Below are 24,244 nucleotides of genomic sequence, written 5' to 3'. Positions count from 1 at the left end.
CGGATTTCTGCGCTAGCTTTCGGACAAGGAAACCCGGTTCGCCAAGGAAGGCTGTCATGGAAATCTTACACGAGGAAACTGGATCGCACGGCCGCTACTCGACCGTTGTCGAGGGGCATACCGGGGAAATGACCTATTCGCGCACGTCGCCGCAATTGATCATCGTCGATCACACCCTTGTTCCGGATGCCTTGCGCGGCAAGGGCGTCGGCCAGGCGCTCGCCAAACACGCTATCGAGGAAGCCCGCAAAGGCGGCTGGAAGATCATTCCGCTCTGCCCTTTCATGAAGGCGCAGACGATGCGGCACCCCGAATGGCAGGATGTCATCCAGGCATGAGACACGGCTGCGCGCCGGCAAGCCTCTCCTGATCTCAACAGACTTGCGCTGATCTCAAAATGAGAAGACCCGCCCGAACGCCAAGGCATCGGGCGGGTCTCTTCGTCTTGTCACGATCGTGCCGGATCGGGTCATGCCAGACGCATGCCCCGACAAGGCTGGAAATATCTGCCCCGAAACGGGCTACCTGCCTGACCAGCGCACAAATTCCCCGGACCGGAATCGACCTGGAGATCAAATCGTCCGCTAGATCAAAGGCTTGCGGTTCGGCTGCGCCCGATCGGGGCGCAAGAGCCGCAGCTTATGCCCGCAGGCGGGTCGATGTGTCCCGCTCTTCGAGGGCCGCCGCCTTCGCGTATTCAGCCTGCACTTCTTCGAGCGCGAGCTCGGCAGCATCCTGCTGCGCCTTCAGTTCGCGAATGGAAACCTGAAGATTGTCGGCTCTCTGACGTGCGGCCTTGGCGAAGGTGGGATAGGCGAAGTGCTGGGGATCGGAGATGCCCGACTTCTTTTCCTCGAAAATAATCTGATTTTCCAGATCCTTGGTCATCCGTTCGAACTCAGCCATCATCATCTGAAGCTGGTTCAGTTGACGCTGCTTCTCGCGGACCTGAAATTCCTTCAGGCGGACAAGGCTCTCACGTGCTTTCATACGCAATACTCCCGTGGATAACGAGACCCCGGTTACTGATTTGCCCGCGAGCCGGCCCGAACGGGGCCGGAAACGAAAAATCTTCAGCGATATTAACAAAAGCCTACCGCTGGTAACCTTTCGTTTACGGGCATCGTTAATCATAGGCGTGATGATTTAAGGCTCCGTAAATGCTGAGGCACGAAATGTGACCGCCCTGGCATTAACGAGTCGGAAGAGTCAGATAGTGGCATTTCCTCATGTTTCACATGAGATTAGCCGTTCTGGATTCACGTTTGAAATCAGGAGACTGGTAAAAATATTTAACAAACTCGATACACCTTGCCAGAGGGAATCAGAATTTGTTAACCATTTGGTGGCAGCCTCCAAATCAGGCAACGACTGGATCCGTATCGCGTAAGGGTGCCACGACGACCTTGGGCGGCGGAAAAGGGGAAGAATATGCGGGTTCTATTAATCGAAGACGATAGTGCAACGGCTCAGAGCATTGAGCTGATGCTCAAGTCCGAGAGTTTCAATGTCTACACCACCGACCTCGGTGAAGAAGGCGTCGATCTCGGCAAACTTTATGACTATGACATCATCCTTCTCGACCTCAACCTGCCGGATATGTCCGGCTATGAAGTCTTGAGAACGCTGCGTCTTTCCAAGGTGAAGACCCCGATCCTGATTCTCTCGGGTATGGCCGGCATCGAAGACAAGGTCCGCGGCCTGGGCTTCGGCGCCGACGACTACATGACCAAGCCCTTCCACAAGGATGAGCTGGTCGCCCGTATTCACGCCATCGTCCGTCGTTCCAAGGGTCATGCCCAGTCGGTCATTTCCACCGGCGAGCTGATCGTCAACCTGGATGCCAAGACGGTCGAAGTCGGCGGACAGCGTGTCCACCTGACCGGCAAGGAATACCAGATGCTCGAGCTGCTTTCGCTGCGCAAGGGCACGACGCTGACCAAGGAAATGTTCCTGAACCACCTTTATGGCGGCATGGACGAGCCGGAACTGAAGATCATCGACGTCTTCATCTGCAAGCTGCGCAAGAAGCTTGCAAACGCTGCCGGCGGCGCCAACTACATCGAGACCGTCTGGGGCCGCGGCTACGTGCTGCGCGAGCCGGATGGCGCCGAGTACGCCGAAACCGCCTGATACCCGCAAGGGCCTGCATGACCCCCGCATGATGCGGGCCCAGAGTGTTCACAAAACCCGCCACGAGCGGGTTTTGTCGTTTCTACAGCGCCGCGCGTCTTATCAGGCGCGCAAAGGTCGCTGTAGCACTTAAATTTGCATATCTCACGCCGCTTCCCCTCAATAGGCGCAGCGGCCGGCGGCAAACACGCAAAAGCCGCGGCAGTGGCCACGGCTTTCATCTCATCCGGAATATGTGCGCGTGACGGCTCAGGCCGCCATCGACTGGCTGGCGAAAACGCTGGTCAGGATCTTGCGGTCGAAAGGCTTCAGCAGGAAGTCGTCGGCGCCGGCCCGCTTGCCGGCCATCATCTTCTTCAGATCCGCCTCGACGACGCAGTAATAGATCCGCACCGAAGGGCCGTTCGGGAGCCGCCGGATGTTGCCGATGAGTTCGAGCGCGCCTTCCAGCCCGGCGTCGATGACCAGGATGTTCGGGAGTTCAGCTTCGCAGCGGACAAGCGCCTCGAGGCTGTTCGATGCCTCGTAAACCATGAAGCCCATGCCGGACAGGATACGTTTCCCAACTTTCCGGACGACATCCGAGCCGTCGGCAATCATCAAGCGCCGCATGTCCAACTCCCTTCGCAACTTACCTATACGCGTACTCGCAGGCTTGAAACAACTCTATACAAATTTGGGAAAGAATTCGTTACGGAGTTTGCTTAATAGCGCCTTTCTTCGCCGCATCAACCATCTGAAAACATTAAGTTTTCCAGAAATGGACGCAAGCAGAAAGAAACAGGACGCACATGTGCGGCCCCGCGCCAGGGCGCGGAACCGCACATTTTAAGGACTTTGAATAGAATGATTGCAGCCGGAGAATGAAACCTCAGGCTGCAACGCGGGTGGTGAAGATGATCTCTTCACCGGTCGATGCAACCTCGATCGTCATGCCGGCTTCCTCGCCGAGCAGCACCGTGTAGTACGGCTGGATCGAATGCGCGTCGACCGCTTCCTCCGGCGTACCGGACAGCAATTCCGTCAGCCTCGGCGGTACGCGCATCATGCGGCCCTTGGCGACCAGGGTGAAGACGGCGTCGAATTCCGGGTTCTCCAGCGTGACGTCGATCGAACCGCCGCGCGGGATCGCCCCATAGGCGATGAGGAAGAGGTTCAGGAGCAGCTTGACCCGGTTCTTGGCGATGATCGCGCGCGGGCCGTGCCAGTTGACCTCGGTCTTCTTTTCGGCAGCCGCGAAATCCTTGGCCGCCTTCTCCGCTTCGCCGGTGTCGATCGAGGCACCGACCGAGCCGGATGCGCCGAAAGCGAGACGGGCGAATTTCAGGCGGACCGAGGCGTTGAGTGCGCTCGTCCGGATCAGGTCCATCGCGTCGGCGTCGGCGCCGCCCTCATCCAGCAGTTCCAGGCCGTTGTTGATGGCACCGACCGGCGAGATGATGTCGTGGCAGACCCGGCTGCACAGAAGCGCGGCCAGATCGGGTCCCGTCAATGTCAGGTTCGGATTCGTTGCCATCGTGTATCCTTGTTGGTTCCGCCGGCCCGCCGCTTGGGGGCACGCGCCATCGTGACGCCGGTAAAGCCTCACGCGAAAAGACGCAAGTCATGGGCTGCCCGGCGCAGCCGTTCATCAGTGGATCATAATGACACCACATTTGGTAAACCGATTGTTAAGACCATCGGTTCAAATTGCATGGAAATGGTCCAGCCCCCTCACTGGTCGCACAGTGGTCTGACTGGCGGCCGCTGCAAACCCGCAAGCGAGCAATTTTCGCGCCTGACGGAGGAAACGATGCATCAGATCATGAAGGCAGCCACACAGGCCTGCCGTGTTGTCCTGGCCACGCTGTTCCTGGTCGCTGCTGCCCAAACGACGGCGCATGCCCAGTCTGCGAACAACAGCCAATACACGATGCAGGAAATCGTCGATGCCGGTCACGGTTTCTTCGGCGAAACTTCGGGCGGCTTGGCGAAGGTCGTCGAACGCGCCTTCGAGCGCTACGGCCTGCCGAACGGCTACATTCTCGGCCAGGAAGGCTCCGGCGCATTCATCGCCGGTCTCACCTATGGCGAAGGCGAACTCAACACCAAGAACGCCGGCCAGCACAGCGTCTTCTGGCAGGGTCCGTCACTCGGCATCGACTGGGGCGGCCAGGGCAGCCGCGCCATGATGCTCGTCTACAATCTGCCGAGCGTGCCGGCACTCTACAAGCGCTTCGGCGGCGTCTCCGGTTCGGCCTACGTCGTCGCTGGCGTCGGCATGACGGTGCTGACCGACGAACAGATCGTCGTCGTTCCGATCCGCACCGGCATCGGCGCGCGGCTCGGCGTCAATGTCGGCTACCTCAAGATGACCCAAACACCCACCTGGAACCCCTTCTGAGGTCAGCTGCATTATTCCTTAAATCGGCATCGATATAAGGGCAAAATTATGCAGCAGATCTGCTACAGCGACCTTCGCGCGTCTAAAGAGCGCGCGAAGGTCGCTGTAGTCGGGTCGGCGCAGGCAAAATCCCGCGCCGGAGACTTGCAGCGCACGAAACGTCATGTTTAGTGCAAGAATGCGGAATTAAGGAGTGCCTGCCGCACCGCGAGGTCCGGCAGCCACTCCGGTTCCGGTACAGTTTTGAAACGGCCAGCTCGTGATCCAATTCGCGCTTCTCTTTGCCCTGGGCTTTCTGACGGCGATCATCATCGGTCTGCTGGTCGCACCGGCGATCCACCGCCGCATCGTGCGCTTTGCCGAAGACCGACTGAAGGCGACCATGCCGCTCAGCCCGCAGGAGGTGCGCGCACAGAAGGACGCTGCCCGGGCCGCTTACGCCGCTGAAAACGCCCGCACGCAGCAAGCCCTGAAGCGCGAACGCGACAAGGGCGTGTCGCTGATGCTTGCCAACGAGAAGAGTTTGCACGAGGCGCGGCGCCTTGGCGGCGAGAATGCCGACCTGCATGCGCAGCTTGCCGACATGAACGTCGAAGCGGCGGACATGCGCTCTGCCATCCGGCAATTCGAGCAGCGCCTGGAACGGATGAAGGCAACGCTCGACAGCGTCGAGCGCGACAATGCCGGAAAATCCGACGAGATACAGAAGCTCGGCGTCCACCTCGCCCAGCATGCCGCCGAAATCGACAATCTCAGGATCACCCTGGTGGCGCGCGAGACCGAGGTCGAGCATCTGAAGAGCCGGATAGCCACGCTGCGCGACGAGCGCGAAGCCCTGCGTGGCGATCTCAAGGCCGAGACGACCCATGCCAAGGAAATGGAGATTCGCCTCTCTCGCGACGAAACGCGGCTACACCGGCTGGAAGACAAGCTGGCGCGCGAGATGGCAACCAGCGCCGACCGCGAAAGCGCACTCGAGCGGCGCGCGGGAGAAATCGAACGGTTGAAGACCAAGGTGAAGGATACCAATCAGGAAATGCGCGATGCAGCCAAGGCCCTGCGCGCCGCGGGCATCGCCTTCCCGCTGAGGAAGGAACGCCGGCCGGCCACCGAACAGGCTGCCAACGGTTCCGTATCCCCGCCCGATCAGCCGGCCAGCGAGATTGCTGGTTCTGCAGCCGCCGATGATCTGCGCAACCGCGCCACCGCGCTTTCGGAACGCCTGACCAATTCGAAATCCGCCGCCCATGACGACGCTCTGCGCGACGAGGTTGCGGCAATTGCCGCCGGCATGGTTGCGTTGACGGCGACGAACGAAGGCCCCTCCTCCCCCATCCTCAATCTGCTGGCAGGTGAAGAGCAAGAGCAAGGCGCAGCCAAGCGGGAGAGTTTGGCGAAGCGGGCGAAGGACATTCTGCCGCGCGAATAGAGCCGTTGGCCGGGCAGACCATTGACGCCTTTGGCGCACGCGCCGGTCACCAGGTCACGGGATCGAGCCATTTCCTGCTGTCACCGGAAAGCTGGGAACCTTGAGTGTCAGATGCGGCCGTTGATCAGCGCCACCTGGTGCAGGGCAATGCCGGCCGCCGTCGAGACGTTGAGGCTATCGAGGCCCGGACGCTGGCGGATTCGCGCCGTGCGGATCGAGGTCAGCACGGATTGCGGCAACCCCTCCCCTTCGGTCCCCATGAGAAGTGCCGTACGCGCCGCCGGGGGGATCGCGCCAAGATCGGTTTCTCCGGCGGGAGAGAGCCCCCAGATCGCAAAGCCCGTCTGCTGCAGCCGCTCCAGCATCGCGGCCACCGAGCCTTCGCGCACAAAGGGCACCGTCAGCACCGAGCCGACGGAGACGCGGATCGCCTTGCGATACATCGGGTCGCAGCTCGTCTCGTCCATCAGCACGGCATCGACCCCGAAGGCCGCAGCGTTGCGGAAAAGCGCCCCCATGTTGTCGTGATTGGAGATGCCGCAGGCCGCCAGCACGAGGCTCGACGCCGGCAGCGACGCGATCAAGGCGTCGCGGCCGGGCGCGCCTTCGCGGCGACCGAGCGCAAGCACGCCCCGGTGCATGTTGAAGCCGGCGATCGCATCGAACACCTGCGCGTTCGCCACATAGACGGGCACCGTCGACGGAAATCGTTCGAGGATTTCCTGAACGCCGGCGAGACGGTTTTCGAGCAGCAGGATCGCCTCGGCGGCAAAGCCGCGCCCGCTTTGATGCGCAGCCGCCAGCATGCGCAGCACGACCGTGCCTTCGGCGATGAAGCGGCCCTGCCGTCCCGTCAGGTCGCGCTCCTTGATCGAAACGAAGCCGGCAATCCTGGGATCGGCGGCGTCGTCGATGCGCTGGACGGGCGGGAGGGCGCTCGCCATGCCGTCAGTTGGTCCTGACGGTGATGTCGGCGACGATGCGGCCGGCGCCGATATCGAACACGATGGCGCGCGGCTCCGATCCCGGCAGGTTGCCGTAGAAGAGCACCTGGGAGCCGGAGAGCGCCACGTTCGTGACGGTGAAGCCGGCGGGCAGTGCTGCGACCGCATTGACCGGCGCTTCGCTCGGAACGACGGCAGTGGCGGCCTGAACGGGCGCCTTCGCGTCCGTGCGCGTCAGCTTGTAGACAATCGTCCCAAGGACGGCCATAAGCATGACCAACATGACGCCGGCCGAGACGAGCTGAAGCTTCACCATCTTGCGGCGGACATTTTCCATGGCCGGATCTAGCGGCTTGTCTTCCTGGTCATCGGGCTCGATTGCGGTCATGGTTGGCCTTTTTTCGGATTTGAACGGAATGAACGACCCCTTTAAACAAGCGACGGCCAATAGGAAAGTCCTGACGGCGGGCGAGGATGCCGCGGGACGCCTGGATTCCTTCCTGACGGACGCACTTTCGGGTGAATTCTCCCGCAACCGGATCAAGGGCCTGATCGCACAGGGAGCGGTGTCGATCAACGGCAAGGCGGTGACCGAAGCGAAGAAGAAGGTCCGTCCCGGCGATGTCTTCGAGATCGACCTGCCCGAACCGGAAGATCCGGAGCCGAAGGGCGAAGACATCCCGCTCGACGTGCTCTACGAAGACGACGACCTGATCGTGCTTTGCAAGCCAGCCGGCCTCGTCGTTCATCCCGGCGCCGGCAACTGGACCGGTACGCTGGTCAATGCGCTCATCCATCATTGCGGCAGCAGCCTGTCGGGCATCGGCGGCGTCAAGCGCCCGGGCATCGTCCATCGCCTCGACAAGGAGACGAGCGGCGTCATGGTTGTCGCCAAGAACGATGCCGCGCACCGCCACCTCTCGGAGCAGTTTGCCGACCACGGCCGCACCGGCCCGCTCGAACGCGCCTATCGGGCCGTCGTCTGGGGCCGCCCGCGGCAGCTGAAGGGAACGATCGACGCCCCACTCGGGCGTGCCGTCGACCGGACGAAACGCGCGGTCAAGCGCGAAGACAGCGACGACGCCCGCGAAGCCATCACCCACTACGAGGTCGTCGAGCGTTATCTCGAAAAGCCCGATGGCACCTGCCTGGCGTCGACGGTGGAATGCCACCTCGAAACGGGGCGCACGCACCAGATCCGCGTGCACATGGCCCATATCGGCCATCCGCTGATCGGCGATCCGGAATACGGCGCCGCCTTCCGCACAAAGGCGAACTTGTTGCCGGATGCGGCCAGGGTCGTCGTCAATCAATTTCACCGCCAGGCCCTGCACGCCTTCATGCTGCAGTTCGAACATCCGGCGACCGGCGAGACCATGCATTTCGAATCACCGGTGCCTGTCGACATGGAGCAACTGATCGAGGCCCTGCGGAGCGAAGAGTGATCGTGCCCTTGAATTCCGGTGTCGGGATTCCAATTTAAGGCTCAGTCTTTGTTCGTGACATTTCTGTCGCCCGGCGTCACAGATTGGTGAAACCGGACTCCTTGAATCATGCTTTCGCCGTACTTATTTTCTAGGCTCGTGGGGTCTTGACGAAGACCCACATGCCCGGCTTGCCGACCGGAGGCCGGAGACGACAAAGGGGGGTGCTTCATATGGCCCGAAACAATTTGCCGACCATTGCCGCTGGAGAAGGCGGCCTCAATCGCTATCTCGACGAAATCCGCAAGTTTCCGATGCTGGAACCGCAGGAAGAGTACATGCTCGCCAAGCGGTACCAGGAGCATGACGACCGCAAAGCAGCGCACAAGCTGGTCACCAGCCACCTTCGCCTCGTCGCCAAGATCGCGATGGGCTATCGCGGCTACGGCCTGCCGATCGGCGAAGTCGTATCCGAAGGCAATGTCGGCTTGATGCAGGCCGTCAAGAAGTTCGAACCCGATCGCGGCTTCCGCCTTGCCACCTACGCGATGTGGTGGATCAAGGCGGCGATCCAGGAATATATCCTGCGCTCGTGGTCGCTGGTGAAAATGGGCACGACCGCCAACCAGAAGCGGCTGTTCTTCAACCTGCGTCGCCTCAAGGGCAAAATCCAGGCGCTCGACGAGGGCGATCTGAAGCCCGAACAAGTCAAGGAAATCGCCACCACGCTCAAGGTGAGCGAGGATGAAGTGGTTTCGATGAACCGCCGCCTCTCCGGCGACGCTTCGCTCAACGCGCCCATCAAGGCGAGCGAAGGCGACTCCGGCCAATGGCAGGATTGGCTTGTCGACGATCACGACAACCAGGAAGAAATCCTGATCGAACAGGACGAGCTTGAAAACCGCAGGGCGTTGCTCGCCAATGCGATGAAAGTGCTGAACGACCGCGAGCGCCGCATCTTCGAGGCACGCCGCCTGACCGAAGAGCCGCTGACGCTCGAGGATCTTTCGGCCGAGTTCGACATCAGCCGCGAGCGCGTGCGGCAGATCGAGGTCCGTGCCTTCGAGAAGGTCCAGGACGCCGTGCGCAAGGCCGCTCTCGAGCGCGCCAATGCATTGCGGGTCGTCGAGGGCGCATAATAAACGCTCTTCGCGGTTTCCGGGCGCTACGGTTGCCCGTCATCGATAAAAGCCAAATGAAAAACCCGGCGGATCGCTCCTGCCGGGTTTTCTTTGTCCTGTCCGACCGCGCTTGCTTACTGGCTGTTGGTCGCCGCGTCCGTTGCCGGTGCGGCCGTCCAAGCGCGCATCGCCTGGTTGAAGGCGTCGGTTCCGCTCGGCCCCTTCTCCAGCGTCAGCAGTGCGCGGCGCCCGTTCCTGTAGGTCAGCGGAATGTCGATCCAGCTCCGGCTGCGCAGCAGTTCGGTGTTGTTGCCGATCGCGTCCTTCGAATCGTTGAGCGCGATCATATGGAAATCGTCGGTGATCTTGGCCGGAACCGCAATCAGCGCATCGCCGCGATCCTGCTCCGTACGCTTCATCGAAACGCGCTGAACGCTGTCGATCGCGCCGCCTTCGAAGTTCGGCGGCAGCGAGAAGACGAATTCGACGACATGGCTGGCCGGCAAGGACTCGTCGGCGTTGCGCTTGATCGTCATCAACGCGGTCAGACCCCGGTCCGGAATGGTGATCTGCGCCTGGATGGCCGGTTCAGGCTTGGCGTCGCCACCAGGCGATTCTTCCTTTACCGACCACGCAACGGTTCCCGGAATGGCCGTCGGCGAAGACTGGCCGAGACGCTCTTCGTAGAGGAACATCTTCTCGCCATTGGCGATCGCAATCTCCGGCGTCGTCGGCTGACCACCGGTCTGCTGGCCCGCAGGCGGCGTGCCTGCAGCCTGTCCGGCCGTTCCACCTTGGGCAGTGGCCGTTTCGACGGGCTTGCTCGCCTCTGTCTGCTGTGCCACGGACTTGCCTTCCTGCGCGGCGCTCTCGCCGCTTGCGGTGGCAGGTCCATTGTCGACTTCCGAGCCGTCACCAAGAAGGCGTTGGGTGAACTTGGTCGAGCTGTTGTCCGGGACCGCCGTGTCGTCGTGCCGTGCCGGTTCCTGCTGCGTCGATTCTCCCTGGGTTTCCGCCGGCGGAGCGCCCTCTTGTGCCGGCGATCCACCGATGTTTGAAATGGCCGAGGTGACCGATGCCACGATGCCCGAAAGCCAGGCATTGCCGGCTTCCCGGTTCTGCCAGTAGGCGAAGCCGCCGCCACCAAGCGCCAGCAAAATGACTGCAGCGACGGCGAGGCGCTTGATGCTGAAGCGCGATGGCTTCGGGGTGGCCCGGTAAGATGCCGGCCGCGATGCCGCGGGCGCCGGTGCCTCAGCGCCACGCTCCGGCTCACGCGCAGCCGTCGATGCTGCTGCACCCGCCGTCGCCGCAGCAGTGGCACCTTCGAAACCGAGCAGGTCGTCGATGTGATCCCAAGCCGTGCCTGCACGATCTTGCTGGCTCTGAGGGGTATCGGTCGAGGCCGTCTGTCCGGTCTTCTCGACCGGCCAGGACCAATCGGCAATCTCCGGCTCAGCGCTCTTTTCGGTTCGCCGTTCCTCCAAAGGCGCAAAGGGATCGTTGTCGTCGAACGACCAGTTGCGCGCGGTGTCAACCTTGGGAAGCTCTGCTTCGGCCCTCGGGGTCTCCGCCGGCGCATGCTGCTGCAGCTCTTCCACCGGATGCATGCCAAGAAGCTCGGGGGTATGGGCCGGCTCTTCTTCGCCGACCTGCTGGTCCGTGGGAGCGGCGTGCTTTGCTACGGGAGAGGCGGTCTCCCATTCCGGCAGCTCCCATTCCGAGGCGGCCGACTTTTCTTCGGCGGCCACTGCCGGAACATCATCCCATGTCGGTTCTTCGACAGACCGGGCTTCCTCGTCTATCGACGGGGGAGCGACGGTCTCTTCATAGCTCTCGACCGGAGCTGGCTCCGAATATTCCGCGGCCTCGTAAACCGGGGCATCCGCCTGCGGCTCTTCGACGACGGGGGCTCTCGGCTCCTCTACCGGAGCCTCGGTCGCTTCGACATGTTCGGCAACCGGCTCTTCCGCAACCCGCTCTGCCGGCGCTACCTCTGCGGCTTCGACGTAGTGTTCCGTATACGGTGCCGGTACTTCGTGAACCGCAGCATCGTGGTCAGGTGCCGCAGTGCTTTCCGCCTCCGGAGCCGCTTCCTCGGCAACCGCAATCGGCTGGCTTTCACCAACCGGCTCGGGCTGCGCTTCGGGCTCAGAAACGACGTCCTCGACAGGCGACTCGGCGGCTACGGCTTCGGTCGCTTCCTCCACCACCTCCGTCTCTTCGAGCGCGGGCAAGGCTTCGGCGTATTCGCTGTCAACCTCGACGATGGCGTTTTCGAGTTTCGCCAACTGGCGATTGATCATGTCGTCCGACGGACGCGGGTTCATGTTTTCGAGTTGGCGGCGCACGGCCGCGCGCGCCTTCTCGTATACCCTGTCCCGCATTTCAGGGGTGTTTTCCGACAGGCCGTCAACGGTCCTGCGAATAACTGCAACAAAATCCGCCATTAGTACTTTCTCATACGCCCAGGTATGTCGTTGCGATCGCGACGCAATGTCATTTCGCCGACACTAGTCCTCAAAGGGGTCCGTCACAAGTATTGTGTCGTCCCGCTCGGGGCTGGTCGAAAGAAGAGCAACCGGCGCACCGATCAGTTCTTCCACCTGGCGAACGTATTTGATCGCTTGCGCCGGAAGCTCCGCCCAGCTGCGTGCGCCGACCGTCGATTCCTTCCAGCCTTCGAGTGTAATATAGACTGGCTTTGCCGAAGCTTGCTGCGCCTGGCTCGCCGGCAGATGGTCGATCTGCTGTCCGTCCAGAGTATAACCGACGCAGATCTTCAGTTCGTCGAGACCATCGAGCACGTCGAGCTTGGTGAGCGCGATGCCGGTGATGCCGTTGGCGGCGACCGACTGGCGAACCAGCGCCGCGTCGAACCAGCCGCAGCGGCGCTTGCGGCCTGTGACCGTGCCGAACTCATGACCCTTTTCGCCGAGGAACTGGCCGATTTCATCGGTGAGTTCGGTCGGGAACGGGCCCTCGCCGACGCGCGTCGTGTAGGCCTTGGTGATGCCGAGGATATAGCCGAGAGAACCCGGGCCCATGCCCGAGCCGGCAGCAGCCTGGCCGGCAACCGTGTTCGACGAGGTGACGAACGGATAGGTGCCGTGGTCGATGTCGAGCAGCGTGCCCTGCGCACCTTCGAACAGGATTCGCGCGCCCTTGCGGCGGGCCTTGTCGAGCAGCACCCAGACGGTGTCCATGAACGGCAGCACCTTGGCGGCAACAGAAGAAAGCTCCTGCATGATCGCCTCGTGGCTGATCTCCGCTTCACCGAGACCACGGCGCAGCGCATTGTGGTGGGTCAGCAGGCGATCGACCTTGGCCGGCAGGGTATCGAGATCGGCGAGGTCCATCACACGGATCGCGCGGCGGCCGACCTTGTCCTCATAGGCCGGGCCGATGCCGCGGCGCGTGGTGCCGATCTTCGTGCCGCTGTTGGAGGCCGCATCTTCGCGGATGCCATCGAGCTCGCGGTGCAGCGACAGGATCAGCGTGGCATTGTCGGCGATGCGCAGGTTGTCCGGCGTGATCGCGATGCCCTGCTTGCCGAGCTTGTCGATTTCGGCGATCAGCGCGTGCGGGTCGATGACGACGCCATTGCCGATGACGGCGAGCTTGCCGGGACGCACGACGCCGGAAGGCAGGAGCGACAGCTTGTAGCTGACGCCGTCGATTACCAGCGTATGGCCGGCATTGTGTCCGCCCTGAAAGCGCACGACGATATCCGCGCGCTCGGAGAGCCAATCCACAATCTTGCCTTTGCCTTCGTCACCCCATTGGGAGCCGACCACTACGACATTCGTCATAATTCTCTTCCTGTGCAGGCGCGCAAACGAAGCTGCGCTGTTCTCAAACCCGCGCATCTATACTGTGTTGTCATCTGGAAAGCGACCCCGTTATATCCGGCGTTCCGCCCTTTTTGCATGACAAGGGCGGGATTTAGCGCCTATATCTTCGTCTCTCCCGCCATCGCGGCAACAGGTCGCCCATCCCCGCACAGGTCTGAGCATCGTGAATTCCAGGGCCTACTTCTATCTCTGCGTCACCGCGCTCTTCTGGGGCGGCAATTCCGTCGCCGGCAAGATGGCGGTCGGACACGTAAGCCCGATGATGCTGACGACCTTGCGCTGGGTCTTCGCGCTGGTCGTCATCCTGGTGCTGATGACGCCGCAGATCCGACGCGACTGGGACAAGATCCGCAAGCACTGGCTGCAGCTTCTCGCCTATGGCGCGATCGGTTTCACCACCTTCAACGCGCTGCTCTATTCGGCGCTGAAATACACGAGCGCCATCAACGCCGTCATTCTCCAGGCCGGCATTCCGATGTTGATCTTCCTGTTCAACTTCGTGCTGTTTCGCACGCGGGCGTCGATCGCCCAGGTGATCGGCTTTACCGTCACCCTGATCGGCGTATTGGTAACTGCAGCCCATGGCGACATTTCGAGCCTGTTGACACTCGAGTTCAATTTCGGCGACGCGTTGATGATCATCGCCTGCGTCGTCTATGCCGGCTATACCGTCGCACTGCGCTACAAGCCGACGATGCACTGGCAAAGCTTCATCGCCGCGCCTGCCTTCGGCGCGCTTCTAAGCGCCTTGCCGCTGCTCTTCTGGGAAATCGGCACCGGCACGGCGATCGCGCCAGATGCCACCGGCTGGATCATCGTTCTCTATGCGGCGATCTTCCCCTCGCTGATGTCGCAGGTGCTCTATGTCCGCGGCGTCGAGATGATTGGCGCTAACCGCGCCGGCCTGTTCATCAACGCCATTCCGGTCTTCGGGACTTTGCTCTCGGTGCTCCTGATCGGCGAGACCTTCCATCTCTTCCATCTCGTCGCGCTCCTGCTGGTGCTTGGCGGCATCGCGATCGCCGAAAAGGGCCGTCCGCGCTGACGGCCCCTCGCGTCTGCCGGGCAGGCGTCGCCTCTTTTCATTGAAAGCTCGCTGGGGAGGCTTGGCGCCACCCAAAACCTCCGTCATTCCTGTGCTTGTCACAGGAATCTCTAGCAGTTCCGCTGGAACTGCGGCACCAGCCCAAGTCCTTGGAGCCGACGGACGTCGGGTTGCTGGATCCCCGCCACAAGGCCGAGGATGAGGGACGCCCCTCGCGGCAGAAAGCCATCTTTGGGGTTTGCCAGCAGTCTGAATGGCGCCGGCCAGGCGCCATTTTCATTTATCAGGCAAGAAACCGCTCCATATAGAGCGCTTCCTCGCCGTAGCTTGAGAGCTTTAGCGCCAGCCGCTCGTCCATCCGGACTTCAAAACCCTGCCTCTCCCAGAAACCGCGGGATCCGTTGACGGAGACGAGCGACATCGACCGCAACCCTTCCGTTCTGGCGGCATCCTCCAGAACAGGAAGAATTCCGCCGCCCGCTCCGGAACCACGCATCTCGGGCAGAAGGGCGAGATCATGGATATACCATGTGTCGGCGGCATCAGGGATTTCGCCAAGCATGCTGTTCAGCGATGGTGGCACGCCTCTGAGCCAAGGATGGCTCAGCACGTAGCCACGCGACTGCCCCTTCGCGTCCAGCATGAAGCAACCGGCAGGGCTCAAGGCGATGCGGTCAGCAAGTACGGCGTCGTCCTCGGGAAAGGCCTGGTGAACCACAAGCTGGATCTCCGATACGGAGGCGAGATCGGGCAGGCTTGCCTCGCGCCAGCGGAATGTCATTTCGGTCATTTCTCGTCACATGCGTTCGAAACAGGAAAACGCACCGGCGGCCACCGGTGCGTCTATATGTCCCGTGATTGGGTCGGCAAAGCGGCAGATCACACCGCCGCTTGCAGCGCCGGCGTCAATCGATGTTGAAGACCAGCGGCTTTGCCTGGCGGATTGCCTGATTGGCCCGCAGCTTGTCAAGCACGGCTTCGGAAACGGCACCATCGACATAAAGCAGCGCAATCGCGTCGCCGCCTTCCTTCTCGCGGCCGAGCTGGAAGTTGGCGATGTTCACGCCGGCGTCACCAAGCGTCATACCGATGAAGCCGATCATGCCGGGAACGTCGGTGTTGGTGATGTAGACCATGTGGCTGCCGACATCCGCATCAAGGTTGATGCCCTTGATCTGGATGAAGCGCGGCTTGCCGTCCGAAAACACCGTGCCGGCCACCGAGCGCGTCTGGTTGGCGGTTTTCACCGTCAGCTTGATGTAGCCGTCGAAGACGCCGGTCTTGTCGCGCTTGACCTCGGAGAGGATGATGCCCTTTTCCTTGATCATCACCGGCGCCGAAACCATGTTGACGTCGGCGACCTGCGGCCGGATCAGACCGGCGAGAACCGCGCTTGTCAGCGCCTTGGTGTTCATGCCGGCGGTCGAGCCGTCATAGAGGATCTCGATTTCCTTGATCGCGCTTTCGGTCACCTGGCCGACAAAGGCGCCGAGAACGTCGGCAAGCCGGATGAACGGCTTCAGGATCGGCGCTTCCTCAGCAGTGATCGACGGCATGTTGATGGCGTTGGAGACGGCACCCTTGACCAGGTAGTCCGACATCTGCTCGGCCACTTGCAGCGCGACGTTCTCCTGGGCTTCCGTGGTCGACGCGCCGAGATGCGGCGTGCAGACGACATTCGGCAGGCCGAAGAGCGGGCTTTCGGTGGCGGGCTCGACCTCGAAGACGTCGAAGCCGGCGCCGGCAACATGGCCGGACTTGATCGCTTCGGCGAGCGCTTTCTCGTCGACGAGGCCGCCACGAGCGCAGTTGACGATGCGCACGCCCGGCTTCGTCTTGGCCAGCGCTTCGGCACTCAGGATGTTGCGGGTCTTGTCGGTCAGCGGCACGTGCAGGGTGATGAAGTCGGCCTGCGCGAGCAGTTCGTCGAGTTCGACCTTGGTGACGCCCATTTCCTCGGCGCGCTCCTTGGAGAGGAACGGGTCGTAGGCGAGAACGTGCATCTTCAGGCCGATGGCGCGCGAGCAGACGATCGAGCCGATGTTGCCGGCACCGATGACGCCGAGCGTCTTGCCGGTGATCTCGACACCCATGAAGCGCGACTTCTCCCACTTGCCGGCCTGCGTCGAGTTATCGGCGGCCGGAAGCTGGCGGGCAACGGCGAAGAGCAGCGCGATCGCGTGTTCGGCGGTCGTGATCGAGTTGCCGAAGGGCGTGTTCATCACGATGATACCGCGGCGCGACGCAGCCGGGATATCGACATTGTCGACGCCGATGCCGGCGCGGCCGATGACCTTGAGATTGGTCGCAGCTGCAATCAGCTTTTCCGTCGCCTTGGTGGCCGAGCGGATGGCAAGGCCGTCATAGTTGCCGATGATCTCGGCGAGCTTGTCCTTGTCCTTGCCGAGCTTCGGCTGGAAATCGACTTCGACGCCGCGGTCGCGGAAGATCTGGACGGCGGTTTCCGACAGTTCGTCGGATACGAGAACGCGAGGTGCCATGAGAGGCCTCCTTAAAGATCAGGTCTGAATGGGAATGCGGTTAGCCAAGCCTCGCTCCCATGAGGAGCGAAGCGGATCACTCAAATCAGTGTGAGATGCGGGCGAAGTCCATTGTTCCTCACCCCTTGTCTGATCAGGCCGCGGCCTGCGTCAGTGTTGCCTTCTGGGTCTCGAAGGCCCAGGTCAGCCACGGCATCAACGCTTTCATGTCGGCGGTCTCGATCGTGGCACCCGCCCAGATGCGAAGGCCCGACGGCGCATCGCGATAGTGGCCGATGTCGAAGGCGACGCCTTCCTTTTCGAGAAGCGCAACCACGCCCTTGGCGAAGGCCGCCTGTCCGTCGGCGTCGAGCGCCAATACGTCCTTGTCGACGATCTTCAGGCAGACCGAGGTGTTGGAGCGGGTCTCGTCCTTGACCGCCAGGTTGGCGATCCAGTCATTGGCGGCGACGAAGTCGAAGATCGCTTGCGCGTTGGCATCTGCGCGGGCCATCAGGCCCTTGAGCCCGCCGACCTGCTGCGCCCAGAGGAGCGCATCGATATAGTCCTCGACGCAGAGCATCGACGGCGTGTTGATCGTCTCGCCGGTGAAGATGCCCTCGATCAGCTTGCCGCCCGAGGTCATGCGGAAGATCTTCGGCAACGGCCAGGCCGGAACGTAGGTCAAGAGACGCTCGACGGCACGCGGCGACAGGATGATGACGCCGTGTGCGCCCTCACCGCCGAGAACCTTCTGCCAGGAGAAGGTGACGACGTCGAGCTTGGCGAAATCGAGATTCTGCGCGAAAGCGGCAGAGGTCGCGTCGCAGATCGTCAGACCCTTGCGGTCGGCCGGGATGAAGTCGGCGTTCGGGACGCGCACGCCGGAGGTCGTACCGTTCCAGGTGAAGACCACGTCGCGGTCGAAATCGACCTTGGCAAGATCAGGCAGTTCGCCGTAGCCGGCTTCGAACTTGCGCACGTCGGCAAGCTTCAGCTGCTTGACCACATCGGTCACCCAGCCGGCGCCAAAGCTTTCCCAGGCGACCATGTCGACGCCACGCTGACCGAGCAGCGACCACAGCGCCATTTCGACGGCGCCGGTATCGGAAGCGGGCACGATACCGATGCGATAATCGGCCGGCACTTCAAGAATGTCACGGGTAAGATCGATGGCCTGCTTCAGCTTCGTCTTGCCGATCTTGGCGCGGTGCGAACGACCGAGCGGAGCATCGGAGAGAGCGTCGAGCGACCAACCGGGGCGCTTCGAGCAAGGGCCAGAAGAGAAATGGGTATTGTTCGGACGGAGGTCCGGCTGTGCAGGCTTTGCCATGTGCTATCCTTCCAGATAGATAGCCCTTCGTTGGGGAAGGGTGTCCCGCCGTCGTCGATATTGTGGACGGGACCGGAAGTCAAGCGCTTTGTCGCAATCGAGAAAATTTATGGCGCCACGGGCAAGATCTGCAAAAGCAGAACGATGTGTGCCGACCGATTGTTGCCGGCCGGCACTTTCGTCCTGGCAATAGGCTGAGGCGATCGGCGGAACGATATGACCCGGTTGTCGCCGAAACTGTGGCGCTTCAAGGCGTTAGAAGGAGAAGCGCAGGCCGGCGCGGATCTCGTGACGGGACAGTCCGTCGTCGAAGCCCTTGTCGCCGGCAGCACCCACCAGCGCTTCGGCGCCGAAGCCGAACATCTCGCCATCGGCGATATGGGAATAGCGATAGCCGACATCGAGCTTCAGCTGCTCGCTAAGGTCATAGGAGACACCCGCCATCAGCGCATAGGTGAAGCGCCAACTGTCGCGCCCCTCGTAGGAGGTCGAGGTGGGCGAACCGCCACAAGCACCGCCGCCGGCCACACAAGTGGCGCGTTCGATAGCCGTGTCCCAGTTGAGGCGCGTCGCGCCGATGCCGCCGCCGACATAGGGCGTGAAGCCGGCAAGCGTACCGAAATCCACATAGGCGTTCGCCATCAGTCCAAGGGCCGAGTAATCGGCTCCGGTCGAGAAGGCGCAGGACGTGCCCGCCCCTTGCCCGACGCAAGGACTAGCAGACGAGGACGACCCGCTGAACCGACCCTCGAAATAGTCGGCCGTCAGATCGGCGCGGAACGTATCGGTGAACTGGTAACCGACACCAAGCGAACCGGAGAAGGGCTTGTCAAAGCGGGCATTGTCGAAGGAGACGCTGTCATAGGTCAGCGTCCCCGCATCGAAGGTCCGGTAATAGGGATCGCCTTCGCCGCGCCAGGGCGCATAGCCGATATCTCCGCGCACGTAGATCGCGCTTGTGCCGACAGTTTCTTTCTCGATGGTGATCTCCGGGGCATTCAGGAGATCCTCGTCGGCCGCCAGCGCAGCGCCAGAGAGAAGCAGGCCGGCACCAAAAGCGGCTCCGCAGAACCCGTTTCGCCAATCCATGCCATGCCCTTTCACCGCTGCTATCCGTGCGGGATGGAGCCATGCCGTCGCCGCTTCGTTCAGCGTTAACTATTGCAGCGACTGGTTAACCCGCGGTTAACCATGCCTGTTAGGAAACGGCAAAGATTTGCGGCAACGAAAAAGGCCACCCGAAGGTGGCCTTGGTACGTGTCGGATACTTTCCGATTACTTGTAGACGACCGGCGGCGGCTCGTAAGGCACTTCGCAGACATTGCCGAAGGAGTAGCGCAGACCGGCGCGCGCCTCGTGGATGTAGAAGCCATCATCGAAGCCCGGACCGCCACCGTTGGCGTAGCCGAACATGTCGCCATCATCGACCTGGCGGAAGCGATAGCCGATGTCGGCCTTCAGGTTGCAGGTCAGGTCGATCGCGGTGCCGGCCATGAGGGCGTAGGTGAAGCGCCAGCTGTCCTTGCCGCCATGATTGGTCGTCGGGTCGCAGGCTGTCGGATCGCTGACACTGCAGCTGGTGTTCCGGAGTCCGTCCCAACTCACGCGCGTCGCACCGACACCGGCACCGACATAAGGGGTGAAGGCGCCGTAGGTGCCGATGTCCACATAGGCGTTGGCCATGAGACTCCAGGCGGAAACCGAGCTTATGTCACGCGACACGCAAGGGCCTGCAACCGTCCCGCAGCCGCCGCTGGTCGAGCCGGTGAAGTCGCCATTGCCCCAGTAGTCGGCCGTGATGTCGGCGCGCAGGTAATTGTTGAACTGATAACCGACACCGCCGCCGATTACCCAGGAATCATCGATATCAGCGGAATCGAAATCCGCGATCGAGCCGCTCGGCCCACCCTGGTAGAAATTTGCGCCGCGCAGATGGTTCCAGGCGTAACCGACGTCGCCGCGCAGGTACCAGCCGCTGGTCTGGATGACCTCGACGGGCTGCTCCGGCACCGGCTCCATAGGCGGTTGGTAGACATCCGCAGCAAAAGCCGCCGTGCCGCTGAGCAACACAGCAACAACGCCACTCAAAATTCTCTTCATGGCCCACTCCAATACATTCCGTTGCTTGGTTCACCATGAAACCGGTGCCCAAATCCCGATGTTGGTTATGGATAATGAGGAGGAAAGGTTAAGTTCCGATTAACTACAAACGTTTACAGCGATTGTTAAGAAAGCAGCCTATTCTTGCGGTTGCTGTTCCGCTTTACTGTCAGCCTACTGTTCCCATAAGGTGCAGCTAAATAATCGTCAGGACAACGCGCTCTAAAAGCCAGCAACGCTTTCAGATCGGAATTCCAAGGATGGAACGATCTCGTCCCGGGCACCGCTTTCAAGCCACAGCAGGACAAAAAAAGAGGCCGATGCGTCGCACCGGCCCTGGAGGGAAATCAGTCGCTGGGTGTCTCAGGCGGCGTTGCGAACGCTGCCGATGACATTGATCAGCTCGTCGACGATGCGCTCGACCTGGCCACGATCGTCGCCTTCCGCCATCACGCGAATGAGCGGCTCGGTGCCGGAGGGCCGGATCAGCAGGCGGCCGGACTTGGCGAGCTCCGCTTCGGCATCGGCGATCGCCTGGCGCACAGTGGCGTCTTCGAGCGGCTTGCCGGCGGAAACACGAACGTTCTTCAGCACCTGCGGCACCGGCTCGAAGCGGTGGCACACCTCGCTCACCGTCTTGCCCTGGCGCTTGATCACCGCGAGGATCTGCAGAGCAGCGACAAGGCCATCACCGGTTGTGCCAAAATCGGAGAGTACGATATGGCCGGACTGTTCGCCGCCGACGTTCAGGCCGTCCTGGCGCATCTGCTCGACGACATAACGGTCGCCGACCTTCGTGCGCCGCAGATCGATGCCGCGTCCCTTGAGATAGCGCTCGAGGCCGAGGTTTGACATGACGGTGGCGGCAACAGCACCCCCGCGCAGCATGCCGTCTTCGGCCCAGCTGTCGGCGATCACCGCCATCAGCTGGTCGCCATCGATGACTGTGCCGTTCTCATCGACGATCAGCACACGGTCGGCATCACCATCGAGCGCAATGCCGATGTCGGCGCGCACTTCGTGGACCTTTTTCGACAATGTGGCGGGATGGGTGGAGCCGCAATCGAGATTAATGTTGAGACCGTTCGGTTCGGTGCCGATGGTGACGACTTCCGCACCAAGCTCCCAAAGCGCCGTCGGCGCCACCTTGTAGGCTGCACCATTGGCGCAGTCGACGGCGATCCTGAGACCTTGAAGCGTGACGTCGCGCGGCAAGGTGCGCTTGGCATGTTCCAGATAGCGATAGATGTCGCCATCGACGCGCTTCGCGCGACCGATGTCTTCCGACTTCGCCAGCTGCCCCGAGAGGTCCTGGTCGAGCAACGCTTCGATCTTCGCTTCGATATCGTCGGAAAGCTTGTAGCCGTCTGGGCCGAAAAGCTTGATGCCGTTGTCCTGGAAGGGATTGTGCGAGGCAGAGATCATCACGCCGATATCGGCCCGCAGCGAGCGAGTGAGCATGGCAACACCCGGCGTCGGAATCGGCCCGAGCAGGAAGACGTCAAGACCAGCGGCCGTAAAGCCCGCCACCATGGCGTTCTCGAGCATATAGCCCGAAAGGCGCGTATCCTTGCCGATCACCACGCGGTGGCGGTGAGCGCCGTTGCGAAAGATCGTACCGACCGCAATGCCGACCCGCATCGCCAGATCCGGTGTCATCGGAAACAAGTTGGACTGGCCGCGGATACCGTCGGTGCCGAAATACTTTCGCTTCATAAGAACTCCATCGTTCTGCCGGGTCAGGGCTGGCTTGGCCACCTCCGCCTGTCTGCGTTTTCCGCGACTGGGTTTCATTGACCGGACCTCATTCATACTTCTTGGATGCCGTCTGCCTGGCGATCAGCATTCCGTTCAAGGACAGCCATCGCAAACACGTCATGTCTTCTTTGACACAAAAGCGCAGCAAACGGCAGCGAGCCTAACATCAGAAATCGTTACATCCCGTTACCAAATGCCAGAGGCCGCGTGGCAACGAAAAGCCGCCGCTCCACTTGAGGAGCGGCGGCTCGGATATACTGCCAACCGTGGCAATTATTGCGGCTGTGGCTCGAACCCACCTTCGGATTCTTCGCCCTTGCCCGCCGGACCTTCCTTCTTGGAACCTGCCGAAGGAACGGCCGAGCCGCGATGCGGCGGCGTGTCGTCGCCAAGGTCGCGCGCCGGCTTTTCGCCGCGGATCAGCGCCTTGATCTCTTCGCCCGTCAAGGTTTCGTATTCCAGCAGCCCTTCCGCCAGCGCCACGAATTCGTGGTTCTTCTCGGTGAGGATCTTGCGGGCGGTCTCGTAGGCCTCATCGATCAGACGACGGATTTCGTTGTCGATCTTCTGCGCGGTCGCCTCAGAAACGTTCTTCTGCTGGGCAACGGAGTGGCCAAGGAAGACTTCCTGCTGGTTCTCACCATAGGAAACCTGGCCGAGCTGGTCGGAGAAGCCCCACTGCGTCACCATCGCACGGGCAAGCTTGGTTGCCTGCTCGATATCCGACGATGCGCCCGAGGTGATGTTCTCCTTGCCGAAGGTCAGTTCCTCGGCAACGCGTCCGCCCATCATGATGGCAAGGCGCGAGACCATCCACTTGTAGCTCATCGAATAGCGGTCGCCTTCCGGCAGCTGCATGACCATGCCAAGCGCCCGTCCACGCGGAATGATCGTCGCCTTGTGCAGCGGATCGGCCGAGGGAACGTTGAGCGCCAGGATCGCGTGACCGGCTTCGTGATAGGCGGTCAGCTTCTTCTCGGCTTCGGTCATGGCCGACGAGCGACGCTCCGCACCCATCATGATCTTGTCCTTGGCATCCTCGAATTCGAGCATGGTGACAAGACGCTTGTTTCGGCGGGCGGCCATCAGCGCCGCCTCGTTGACGAGGTTCATGAGGTCAGCACCGGAGAAGCCGGGCGTACCGCGTGCAAGCACCTTGAGGTCGACGTTCGGCGCCAGCGGCACGTTGCGCACATGCACCTTGAGGATGCGTTCGCGGCCGTTGATATCCGGGTTCGGCACGACGACCTGGCGGTCGAAACGGCCCGGACGCAGCAGTGCCGGATCGAGAACATCAGGACGGTTGGTCGCCGCGATCAGGATGATGCCTTCGTTTGCCTCGAAGCCGTCCATTTCGACCAGCAACTGGTTGAGCGTCTGTTCGCGCTCGTCATTGCCGCCGCCGAGACCGGCGCCACGATGGCGACCGACAGCGTCGATTTCGTCGATGAAGATGATGCAGGGCGCATTCTTCTTTGCCTGCTCGAACATGTCGCGCACACGGCTGGCGCCGACACCGACGAACATTTCGACGAAGTCGGAACCGGAGATCGTGAAGAACGGCACGTTGGCTTCGCCTGCGACGGAGCGGGCAAGCAGCGTCTTACCGGTACCGGGAGGGCCGACGAGCAGCACGCCGCGCGGAATGCGTCCGCCGAGGCGCTGGAACTTCTGCGGATCGCGCAGGAATTCGACGATTTCTTCCAGATCCTGCTTGGCTTCGTCTACGCCGGCAACGTCGTCAAAGGTGACGCGGCCATGCGCTTCGGTCAGAAGCTTGGCCTTGGACTTGCCAAAGCCCATGGCGCCGCGCGACCCGCCCTGCATCTGGCGCATGAAGAACAGCCAGACGCCGAGGATCAGAAGCATCGGAAGAAGCGTGCCGATGTAGCTCAGGAAGCTGGACGAGCCGTCGGTTTCCGGGCGAACCGTGACCGTCACGTCCTTGGCTTCAAGGCGCTCGGTGAGCGCCGTATCGACGGATGGCGCATAGGTCTGGAACGTTGCGCCGCTTTCAGAATAGCTGCCGATCACTTTCGAGCCGGTGATCACGACTTCCTTGACGCGGCTCGCATCCACGTCCTTGAGGAATTGCGAGAACGGAATCTCGCGCGAGCCGGTGCGCTCCGTCGGCTGCTGGAACATGCTGAACAACGCGATCAGCAGAAGCGCTATGATTGCCCAAAGGGCAAGATTACGAAAATTAGGGTTCATCGAACTCCCCGGAACCTGTCACGGCC

Annotated in this window: 21 protein-coding genes; 7 read left to right on the top strand and 14 right to left on the bottom strand. The window is 61.8% G+C overall.

The features are described from left to right. The first annotated feature begins 56 nt into the window (after nt 1-56). A complete protein-coding gene (locus tag ACTJKM_RS03705; RefSeq protein WP_057254718.1) occupies nt 57-338 on the top strand; it encodes a GNAT family N-acetyltransferase in 282 nt (93 codons plus the stop codon). 301 nt (nt 339-639) lie between these two features. On the opposite strand, the gene ACTJKM_RS03700 is transcribed toward ACTJKM_RS03705, so the two are convergent. Further along, nucleotides 640-990, bottom strand: coding sequence for a flagellar export protein FliJ (locus tag ACTJKM_RS03700; RefSeq protein WP_057254717.1), 351 nt, complete (start codon nt 988-990; stop codon nt 640-642). 441 nt (nt 991-1,431) lie between these two features. Between ACTJKM_RS03700 and ctrA the strand changes: the two genes are divergently transcribed. Next, the gene (gene ctrA / locus ACTJKM_RS03695; RefSeq protein WP_025424706.1) at nt 1,432-2,133 is read left to right on the top strand and encodes a response regulator transcription factor CtrA; all 702 of its coding nucleotides are present in this window, start codon (nt 1,432-1,434) and stop codon (nt 2,131-2,133) included. Nucleotides 2,134-2,382: 249 nt separating this feature from the next. On the opposite strand, the gene ACTJKM_RS03690 is transcribed toward ctrA, so the two are convergent. After that, entirely contained in the window at nt 2,383-2,745 is a 363-nt protein-coding gene (locus tag ACTJKM_RS03690) for a response regulator (RefSeq protein ID WP_057254716.1), read from the bottom strand. Nucleotides 2,746-3,004: 259 nt separating this feature from the next. Next, nucleotides 3,005-3,649 (bottom strand): histidine phosphotransferase ChpT, encoded by a 645-nt coding sequence (gene chpT / locus ACTJKM_RS03685; protein WP_057254715.1) that lies wholly within the window; start codon nt 3,647-3,649, stop codon nt 3,005-3,007. Nucleotides 3,650-3,925: 276 nt separating this feature from the next. Between chpT and ACTJKM_RS03680 the strand changes: the two genes are divergently transcribed. Both ACTJKM_RS03680 and ACTJKM_RS03675 read left to right on the top strand, forming a co-directional pair. After that, nucleotides 3,926-4,516 (top strand): DUF1134 domain-containing protein, encoded by a 591-nt coding sequence (locus ACTJKM_RS03680; RefSeq protein WP_057254714.1) that lies wholly within the window; start codon nt 3,926-3,928, stop codon nt 4,514-4,516. A gap of 259 nt (nt 4,517-4,775) precedes the next feature. After that, nucleotides 4,776-5,945, top strand: a complete 1,170-nt coding sequence (locus ACTJKM_RS03675) for a hypothetical protein (RefSeq protein ID WP_057254713.1) — start codon at nt 4,776-4,778, stop codon at nt 5,943-5,945. 107 nt (nt 5,946-6,052) lie between these two features. On the opposite strand, the gene ACTJKM_RS03670 is transcribed toward ACTJKM_RS03675, so the two are convergent. Then, complete coding sequence (locus tag ACTJKM_RS03670; RefSeq protein ID WP_057254712.1) at nt 6,053-6,889, bottom strand: TrmH family RNA methyltransferase; 837 nt, start codon at nt 6,887-6,889, stop codon at nt 6,053-6,055. Between the two features lie 4 nt (nt 6,890-6,893). Continuing rightward, nucleotides 6,894-7,277: a hypothetical protein gene (locus ACTJKM_RS03665; protein WP_057254711.1), complete on the bottom strand. Its 384-nt coding sequence runs from the start codon at nt 7,275-7,277 to the stop codon at nt 6,894-6,896. 28 nt (nt 7,278-7,305) lie between these two features. Between ACTJKM_RS03665 and ACTJKM_RS03660 the strand changes: the two genes are divergently transcribed. Both ACTJKM_RS03660 and rpoH read left to right on the top strand, forming a co-directional pair. Beyond that, nucleotides 7,306-8,334: an RluA family pseudouridine synthase gene (locus tag ACTJKM_RS03660; RefSeq protein WP_440659921.1), complete on the top strand. Its 1,029-nt coding sequence runs from the start codon at nt 7,306-7,308 to the stop codon at nt 8,332-8,334. 212 nt (nt 8,335-8,546) lie between these two features. After that, nucleotides 8,547-9,452, top strand: a complete 906-nt coding sequence (rpoH, locus tag ACTJKM_RS03655) for an RNA polymerase sigma factor RpoH (RefSeq protein WP_057254710.1) — start codon at nt 8,547-8,549, stop codon at nt 9,450-9,452. Between the two features lie 116 nt (nt 9,453-9,568). Here the strand turns inward: rpoH and ACTJKM_RS03650 are convergent, their stop codons facing one another. Next, complete coding sequence (locus ACTJKM_RS03650; protein WP_058325876.1) at nt 9,569-11,884, bottom strand: hypothetical protein; 2,316 nt, start codon at nt 11,882-11,884, stop codon at nt 9,569-9,571. A 63-nt stretch (nt 11,885-11,947) separates the two neighbouring features. Then, a complete protein-coding gene (locus tag ACTJKM_RS03645) occupies nt 11,948-13,246 on the bottom strand; it encodes an adenylosuccinate synthase (RefSeq protein ID WP_057254708.1) in 1,299 nt (432 codons plus the stop codon). 205 nt (nt 13,247-13,451) lie between these two features. Between ACTJKM_RS03645 and ACTJKM_RS03640 the strand changes: the two genes are divergently transcribed. Beyond that, the gene (locus ACTJKM_RS03640) at nt 13,452-14,333 is read left to right on the top strand and encodes a DMT family transporter (protein WP_058325877.1); all 882 of its coding nucleotides are present in this window, start codon (nt 13,452-13,454) and stop codon (nt 14,331-14,333) included. 283 nt (nt 14,334-14,616) lie between these two features. Here the strand turns inward: ACTJKM_RS03640 and ACTJKM_RS03635 are convergent, their stop codons facing one another. The 7 genes from ACTJKM_RS03635 to ftsH all read right to left on the bottom strand — a co-directional run bounded on the left by ACTJKM_RS03635 (nt 14,617) and on the right by ftsH (nt 24,218). Continuing rightward, nucleotides 14,617-15,123, bottom strand: coding sequence for a GNAT family N-acetyltransferase (locus tag ACTJKM_RS03635; protein ID WP_058325878.1), 507 nt, complete (start codon nt 15,121-15,123; stop codon nt 14,617-14,619). 115 nt (nt 15,124-15,238) lie between these two features. Then, the gene (serA, locus tag ACTJKM_RS03630; RefSeq protein ID WP_058321051.1) at nt 15,239-16,834 is read right to left on the bottom strand and encodes a phosphoglycerate dehydrogenase; all 1,596 of its coding nucleotides are present in this window, start codon (nt 16,832-16,834) and stop codon (nt 15,239-15,241) included. 133 nt (nt 16,835-16,967) lie between these two features. After that, complete coding sequence (locus ACTJKM_RS03625; RefSeq protein WP_058325879.1) at nt 16,968-18,146, bottom strand: phosphoserine transaminase; 1,179 nt, start codon at nt 18,144-18,146, stop codon at nt 16,968-16,970. Nucleotides 18,147-18,401: 255 nt separating this feature from the next. Further along, nucleotides 18,402-19,235 (bottom strand): outer membrane protein, encoded by an 834-nt coding sequence (locus ACTJKM_RS03620; RefSeq protein ID WP_058325880.1) that lies wholly within the window; start codon nt 19,233-19,235, stop codon nt 18,402-18,404. Nucleotides 19,236-19,421: 186 nt separating this feature from the next. Continuing rightward, nucleotides 19,422-20,246, bottom strand: a complete 825-nt coding sequence (locus ACTJKM_RS03615) for an outer membrane protein (RefSeq protein WP_058325881.1) — start codon at nt 20,244-20,246, stop codon at nt 19,422-19,424. A 363-nt stretch (nt 20,247-20,609) separates the two neighbouring features. After that, nucleotides 20,610-21,962 (bottom strand): phosphoglucosamine mutase, encoded by a 1,353-nt coding sequence (glmM, locus tag ACTJKM_RS03610; protein WP_057254701.1) that lies wholly within the window; start codon nt 21,960-21,962, stop codon nt 20,610-20,612. Between the two features lie 315 nt (nt 21,963-22,277). Beyond that, entirely contained in the window at nt 22,278-24,218 is a 1,941-nt protein-coding gene (ftsH, locus tag ACTJKM_RS03605) for an ATP-dependent zinc metalloprotease FtsH (protein WP_440659920.1), read from the bottom strand. Nucleotides 24,219-24,244 lie beyond the last annotated feature (26 nt).

Source organism: Ensifer sp. 22460 (genome assembly GCF_052044935.1).
Lineage (GTDB): Bacteria > Pseudomonadota > Alphaproteobacteria > Rhizobiales > Rhizobiaceae > Ensifer.
This window is presented reverse-complemented; position numbering and strand designations above follow the sequence as displayed.